The organism is Butyricicoccus sp. AM32-19, from assembly GCF_003480365.1.
In the GTDB taxonomy this organism is placed as follows: domain Bacteria; phylum Bacillota; class Clostridia; order Oscillospirales; family Butyricicoccaceae; genus Agathobaculum; species Agathobaculum butyriciproducens.
Genome location: NZ_QUIX01000019.1, coordinates 54,798 through 61,432, shown reverse-complemented (window position 1 = coordinate 61,432; position 6,635 = coordinate 54,798). Strand labels below are relative to the sequence as shown.

At 49.9% G+C, this 6,635-nt stretch carries 6 protein-coding genes and 2 pseudogenes; 7 read left to right on the top strand and 1 reads right to left on the bottom strand.

Annotation, left to right across the window (positions count from 1 at the left end; translation table 11 throughout):
- The 5 genes and pseudogenes from DW806_RS13305 to DW806_RS13285 form a co-directional block, all read left to right on the top strand.
- Positions 1-1,362 (top strand): annotated as a pseudogene (locus DW806_RS13305) (MobA/MobL family protein); the annotation flags it as partial.
- On the top strand, positions 1,359-3,230 hold the full coding sequence (locus DW806_RS13300; protein WP_118730247.1) for an AAA family ATPase: 1,872 nt from the start codon (positions 1,359-1,361) through the stop codon (positions 3,228-3,230). The pseudogene DW806_RS13305 and the gene DW806_RS13300, both read left to right, overlap by 4 nt.
- 142 nt (positions 3,231-3,372) lie before the next feature.
- A complete protein-coding gene (locus DW806_RS13295; RefSeq protein WP_118730246.1) occupies positions 3,373-3,531 on the top strand; it encodes a transposon-encoded TnpW family protein in 159 nt (52 codons plus the stop codon).
- A 41-nt stretch (positions 3,532-3,572) separates the two neighbouring features.
- Positions 3,573-4,154, top strand: a pseudogene (locus DW806_RS13290) (VirD4-like conjugal transfer protein, CD1115 family); the annotation flags it as partial.
- Positions 4,155-4,252: 98 nt separating this feature from the next.
- Positions 4,253-4,630 (top strand): TnpV protein, encoded by a 378-nt coding sequence (locus tag DW806_RS13285; RefSeq protein WP_118730245.1) that lies wholly within the window; start codon positions 4,253-4,255, stop codon positions 4,628-4,630.
- Between the two features lie 4 nt (positions 4,631-4,634).
- Here DW806_RS13285 and DW806_RS13280 read toward each other — a convergent pair whose 3' ends face one another.
- Positions 4,635-5,684, bottom strand: coding sequence for a hypothetical protein (locus tag DW806_RS13280; protein WP_118730244.1), 1,050 nt, complete (start codon positions 5,682-5,684; stop codon positions 4,635-4,637).
- Positions 5,685-6,011: 327 nt separating this feature from the next.
- Between DW806_RS13280 and DW806_RS13275 the strand changes: the two genes are divergently transcribed.
- Together DW806_RS13275 and DW806_RS13270 are read left to right on the top strand one after the other, a co-directional pair.
- Positions 6,012-6,245, top strand: coding sequence for a helix-turn-helix domain-containing protein (locus DW806_RS13275; protein ID WP_118730243.1), 234 nt, complete (start codon positions 6,012-6,014; stop codon positions 6,243-6,245).
- Between the two features lie 29 nt (positions 6,246-6,274).
- Positions 6,275-6,580: a molecular chaperone gene (locus DW806_RS13270; RefSeq protein ID WP_118730242.1), complete on the top strand. Its 306-nt coding sequence runs from the start codon at positions 6,275-6,277 to the stop codon at positions 6,578-6,580.
- The last annotated feature ends 55 nt before the right edge of the window (positions 6,581-6,635 follow it).

The following is a 6,635-nucleotide window of genomic DNA, read 5'->3' as shown; positions in this document are numbered from 1 at the left end:
GGCGGCGTGATCTGCTCCGATATTCTCCTGCCGTCCCATGCACCGCCCGAATACACAGACCGCCAGACGCTATGGAACGCCGTGGAAAAAGCCGAGCGTGGAAAGAACGCCCAGCTTGCATACAGCTTTGACATTGCCTTGCAGAATGAATTTTCCCTTGAGGAAAACATCGCTCTTGCAAGGTAATTTTTATTGGAGAACTTTGTGAGCCGTGGCATGGTGGTTGACTTCGCCGTACACCAGCCAGACCGGGAGGACGGCGGCATACCAAACCCACACTTCCATGTGCTTTGCCCCATCCGTCCCATTGAGCAGAACGGCAAATGGGGACTAAAGCAACGCCGGGTGTACGAGCTGGACGAGGACGGAAATCGTATCAGAGACCAGAACGGCGAGTATGTTTTCAATGCCGTTCCCACTACCGACTGGGGCAGTCCCGAAACGCTGGAATACTGGCGGCAGACATGGGCGGAGCTATGCAACGCCAAGTTTGCGGAAAAGGGGCTTGACGTTCGTATCGACCACCGAAGCTATGAGCGTCAGGGCGTGGAGCTTCTTCCCACCGTCCATGAGGGCGCAACCGTCCGGGCAATGGAGAAGAAAGGCATACGCACCGAGAAAGGCGAGTTCAACCGCTGGATCAAAGCCACCAACGCCGTGATCCGGGATATCAAGAAGAAAATCACTTTGCTTATGGGCTGGATAGCGGATATGAAAGCCGAGCTTGCCAAGCCACAGGCACCCGACCTTGTTTCTCTGCTGAACGCCTATTACACCCAGCGCAAAGCCGGGGCGTATTCCCAAAAAGGTAAAATCAGCAACCTAAAGGAGATGAACGATACCTTCAATTATCTCCGGGCAAACGGCATTTACTCTCTTGAGGATTTGGAACGCCGTGTCAGCGAACACAGTGCTGCCACAGAGAGCTTGAAGAAAACGCTAGACGAGCAGACGGCACGAATGAAAGCGATTAAGCGGCTCTATGACAGTTCTTCCGCTTTCCAGAGGTTGAAACCTGTCTATGACGGCTTGCAAAAAATCAAGTTTGTGAAGCCCAAAGCCAAGTACAAGGCAGAGCATGAAGCGGAACTGATACAGTTCTACGCCGCCAGACGAAAGCTGACCGGGGAGTTCCCAGACGGCAAGGTGGATATGAAAAAGCTGTCCGACGAGTATGACGAGCTGGAATAGGCGCACAACACCACCTATGGCGAGTTTAAGACCGTCAGAGACGATTTACACCGTCTTTGGAAGGTCAAGTCATGCGTAGATACTGCCGCCCGATTTAACGAGCGTACAGAGGAACAAATGCTCCAAAATCGACCCCAAACACGACAGAAAAAGGAGGAACTATCCCGATGAATTACACCCAAGCACAAATTGACCGGGCGAACGCCGTCAGTCTGGAAGATTTTCTCCGTACACAGGGAGAGACGCTTATCAAAAGCGGACGAGAATACCGCTGGAAAGAACATGACAGCCTGACCGTCCGGGGAAACAAGTGGTTTCGCCACAGCCAGAGCAAGGGCGGCTATCCCATTGATTTTGTCATGGAGTTTTACGGCAAGTCCTTTCCCGAAGCCGTCCAGATGTTGACAGGCGAAAACGGCGAGGGACAGAGCGAAGCCGGCACAGCACCGCCCACAGCGTTTCACTTGCCCTTGCACAACCGAACAGCCGATAGAGCAATTCAATATCTTTGCGAAAGCCGAGGTCTCAACCCGAAACTGGTTGAGGCTTTTCTTCTTTCCGGGGATATTTATGAGGACGCAAAGCGGCACAATGTTGTCTTTGTCGGCAGAGACCGAAACGGCACACCGAGATACGCCCATGTGCGAGGAACGGCAGACACATTCAGACAGGATGTTACCGGGTCTGACAAGTCCTATCCGTTCCGCTATGAGGGAAACGGCAACCAGCTCTTTGTCTTTGAAGCGCCGATAGACCTTTTGTCCTTTATCTGCCTTTATCCGCAGGATTGGCAGACAAGGAGCTATCTTGCCCTGGGCGGCGTTTCTGGTAAAGCCCTTGACCGTTTTCTTTCTGAACGCAAGGACACCCGAAAAGTGTTCCTCTGCCTTGACAGCGACACCGCAGGAAGCGAAGCCTGCATACGACTGGCACAGTCCATTCCCGGCGAGATCGCCGTCATTCGCCTTGTCCCGGCAAGGAAAGACTGGAACGATGTTCTCCGTCAGCAAGCGGATATTCCAAACCGCAAATTCATTGCCGAGACAATCACGCTGCGAGAACTGCCCACCGCCCAGCCTGTCCCAATGCTCCGTATGGAAGATGTGGAGCTGACGAGCGTGGATTGGTTATGGTTTCCGTATATCCCATTTGGCAAGCTGGCCATCATACAGGGCAATCCCGGCGAGGGCAAGACCTACTTTGCCATGCGCCTTGCGGCGGCTTGCACCAATCGAAAGCCTTTACCCGGTATGGAGACACTTGAGCCTTTCAATATCATCTATCAAACTGCCGAGGACGGTCTGGGCGATACCGTCAAGCCCCGACTGATAGAAGCGGACGCAGACCTTGAACGAGTGCTTGTCATTGATGACAGGGACGCATCTCTGACCCTTGCCGATGAACGCATAGCAAGGGCAATCCGGGAAAACAACGCAAGGCTGGTTATCATTGACCCGGTACAGGCTTTTCTGGGCGCAGATGTGGACATGAACAGAGCAAACGAGGTGCGCCCAATATTCCGCAGTCTGGGAGACATTGCACAGGCTACCGGGTGCGCTATCGTGCTGATTGGACACTTGAACAAAGCCGCAGGAACGCAAAGCACCTACCGGGGATTAGGGTCTATCGACATTACGGCGGCAGTCCGCAGCCTACTCTTTATCGGCAAGCTGAAGGACAGTCCCACAACAAGGCTACTGATCCATGAGAAAAGCTCTCTTGCGCCGCCCGGACAGTCCCTCGCCTTTTCTCTGGGAGACGAGAAAGGCTTTGAATGGATAGGAGCTTATGACATTACCGCTGATGAGCTTCTCGCCGGGACGGACACCGCCAAGACCGAGAGTAAGACCGCACAGGCAGAAATGCTCATTCTGGAACTGCTTGCAGACGGAAAGAAAATGCCAAGTGCAGAGCTGGAAAAGACGGTCAATGAGCGCGGGATTTCCTCACGCACCATGAGAACGGCAAAGAGCCGTATCGGGGACAGACTTGTGACCGAGAAAGACGGCACAGCATGGGTCTGCTATCTCCGAGACTGACAACAGGAACACGGCAAGCGTGGCAAAGACGGCAAGGGTTTTATAGATACCTTAATATTGCCGCCTTGCCTTGTTCCCTCATACCGACACCGCCCGATGATGAAAAGTCACCGGGCATTTTTTATTTACAGGAGGATTTTGAATGAACAATACCGCAACCAACAGTACCCCTTGCCCTACTGTCAGAAAGCAGATCGGCAAGACCACCTATATCGTCCGTGTGCATTTCAGTCAGGCCGCAAAAGAAACGATGGAGGACAAAATCAAGCGTCTGCTCCGTGAGGAAGTCCGCAAAATGTGACTTCTTTTTGGATTTGATGAAAAAGTCCTTGACTTTTCGTCTCTGGAAAAACAGCCAAGTCGATTCTTATTTCTTGCGGTGCGCGTCTTGCAGTATTTGATATTGCGGAGCTGCGCGAGGTTACATCCTACGATGAGTTGGAACTGGATACGCTGGGAGACAGAAAAACGGCTCTGTTTCTGATCATGAGCGATACGGATGACAGTTTTAACTTTCTCATTTCCATGTGCTACACCCAGTTGTTCAACCTGCTTTGTGAAAAGGCAGATGATGTGTACGGAGGCAGGCTTCCGGTTCATGTGCGCTGTTTGATTGATGAGTGTGCTAACATCGGGCAGATTCCGAAACTGGAAAAGCTGGTGGCCACCATCCGAAGCCGTGAGATCAGCGCCTGTCTGGTGCTGCAGGCACGAAGTCAGCTTAAAGCCATCTACAAGGACAATGCCGACACCATCATCGGCAACATGGACTCACAGGTATTTCTCGGCGGCTCCGAACCGACTACCTTAAAGGAACTCTCCGAAGCGCTCGGCAAGGAAACCATCGACACCTTCAACACCTCAGACACGCGCGGCAGCAGTCCAAGCTGCGGCACGAACTATCAGAAGCTCGGCAAGGATGTGCCATACTTGTTGGTGAAGAGTTCAGCTGCCTTGAATTTGATATGAACAGGGACACGATCAGCTGGATTCGGAGAAAAATCGAATACAGGAGGTTGCTTATGGAACACTTACCGAAGAAAACCTGTCAAAACGGCATCAGCTATACGCTGGTCGGTGACTATTACATTTCGGATTTACAGTTACCGGAAGAAAACCGCCCCATTGGAATCTGGGGGCGGATGCACAAAGCCTATCTGGAACTGTATCATCCAGCCCGGTATAATGACCTGATTTTGTCCGGCAAACTATGGACATATCTGGCAGATCTGAATGAGCAGGCACAGAACCGGCTGGATTGTATTATTGCCCAGATGAAAGAAGCTGAAGGAATTACGGAGGAATTGAAAACTCGTGATCAGATGGCGTGGGTCAGGGCAATGAACAGCTTACGCAACCGGGCAGAAGAAATTATTCGTTCTGAAATGATTTACTGCTGAAGTGTCAGTCTTCCGGTTCAGCCAGTTTTACGATAACATTGCTCTGCCGGAGAAGCCAGCCTGAAAATTCCTTTGGGCTGGCTTCTTTCTTTTTCACAGCCTGTTTGCGCTGCAAGGCTCCTTTTTTGAAGGATTCAAAAGCAGCCAGCATTTCTTTCAGACGCTCAGAAGGAAAACCAGAAGTTTTCTTTGCCTTATTGATTTTGTTTCGCCAGTTCTGGCACTCATTTTTGTAGAGCAGATCATAATTGTTTTCTCTGGCTCGTTCATCAAACTCACGCTTGCTTTGGAGGGACTGTTTTTTGCGGCACTTATCGCTGCACAGCTCATATCGCTGGCTTTTGGCAAGAAATACTTTTCCACAGATTTTGCATTTTCGGAAATAAAGCCCCCAATCATTCAGGCGATTCAGATAATAGATCATCAGCGGATACAGGGATGAATGAGTAGCAACACACTCCGTTTTCCGTTTGTTGTCTGGATACCAGAGATCAAGTCTGGTATCTTCCTGCGGCACAGAGCCATAAATATGTGTGGAAATATTTAGTCGTTTTGGCTTCCCTGTATCCTCGTCAAAGTCAAGGGGTGGATTGCCCATAAATAAGGCTGTGAAGCTATTCATTTTCTCAATAAAACGCTCACAGGCAGACTCTCGATCTCGTGGTTCTCTTGCCTTCAAATATTCATTCCAGATACGAAGTGCCACATACATTCTCACCGGATCACCGGTGAGATATTTTTTTGCCAGAAAATCACCGGACACCTGTTCCAGTTCTGGCTGCTTCCACCGGTTAGAGTGAAGCGATTCTCTCAGCGGTATTAAACCGAGGCGATTCCATTCACCGTCTGGATCATGTTCGAAGGCTGAAAGCATAGTTCCCAAAGGGCGTGTAACATCACATAGCACCTCGGCATCAGCATATCCCTGTAAACGAAACCGGATTTGCAGTTCTTCTCCAATCAAAATACGCTCTTTCATTTTCTGTCTGTCCAGCGTCAGCACCAGCAGAATACGGTCATAAAGCGGTTCGTGCCGCACAAATTCAAAGTCCATACAATTCCCTCATCTTGACTTATGGTAATTTTATAATTCAGTTATATACGTTACACTCATGGTACTGTAAAGCTATTGTTTTGTCAAGTTTGTGGCGATATGATGACGTCAGATGGTAATTTTGTTCCATCGTGTACCTTGACAACTGAATGACCGTCTGAACCGAGATAAACCGCCATGACCTCTCCTAAAACGAGGGCGAGCGCATCGAGAAATCGGTGACTCATGTATGTCGAGCAGGGCAGCATGAAGGAAACGGGACAGGTAGAACGGCAAATATGCGGAAAATGAAATATCAAAAAATTTAAATAAAGGAGGAACACCGATATGAAAGAAAAAATAAAGTGGAATGATTACGATTCACTGCCCCTGATTTTGGATGTTACGGATATTCAGCATATCATGGGAATTTCCAGAGCCAGCGCCTATGAGCTGGTACACACGCCGGGATTTCCGGCGGTGCGCAGTGGCAGGTTGATTAAAATCAGCAAGAAAGCCTTTTTTAATTGGCTGGACAGCGGCGGCAATTCCCACGAGAACGAAAAAGAGAAAACAGCATAACCGTGAAATGGAATATGAGGAGGATTCTTATGATGAAGCTGTCTAAGTATGAGAAAGAAACCATTATCAACTGGAACGAAGCGGAAAGCACCGCCAGCATCTATACGTTCAACGCTGATCTGAAACGCAGATTGGCAGAGTTCAGTCGGAAATATCCCCAACTGTGTCGGTTAGAGCGCAGTACCCCGGAGGGAAGCGAGACCTATGTGATTGAAAAGTCCCGGCTGTCTGTCCGGTTGATTCCACCATACAGTGAGGAAAGGCTGGCGGCTGCCAGAAAGTACGCCAAACAACATGGATTTCAGGTTTTGCGTACAGAAAAGGAAAGTGCCTGATTACAGGACAAGTGACAGCAAAATGCCGGGTCTGCACCCGGCATTTTCACAGGCT

Bases quoted from the DNA above. Each gene is read 5' to 3' on its own strand.
- DW806_RS13300 (WP_118730247.1), top strand. From the start codon at position 1,359: ATGAATTACACCCAAGCACAAATTGACCGGGCGAACGCCGTCAGTCTG.
- DW806_RS13280 (WP_118730244.1), bottom strand. From the start codon at position 5,684: ATGGACTTTGAATTTGTGCGGCACGAACCGCTTTATGACCGTATTCTG.
- DW806_RS13295 (WP_118730246.1), top strand. From the start codon at position 3,373: ATGAACAATACCGCAACCAACAGTACCCCTTGCCCTACTGTCAGAAAG.
- DW806_RS13285 (WP_118730245.1), top strand. From the start codon at position 4,253: ATGGAACACTTACCGAAGAAAACCTGTCAAAACGGCATCAGCTATACG.
- DW806_RS13270 (WP_118730242.1), top strand. From the start codon at position 6,275: ATGATGAAGCTGTCTAAGTATGAGAAAGAAACCATTATCAACTGGAAC.
- DW806_RS13275 (WP_118730243.1), top strand. From the start codon at position 6,012: ATGAAAGAAAAAATAAAGTGGAATGATTACGATTCACTGCCCCTGATT.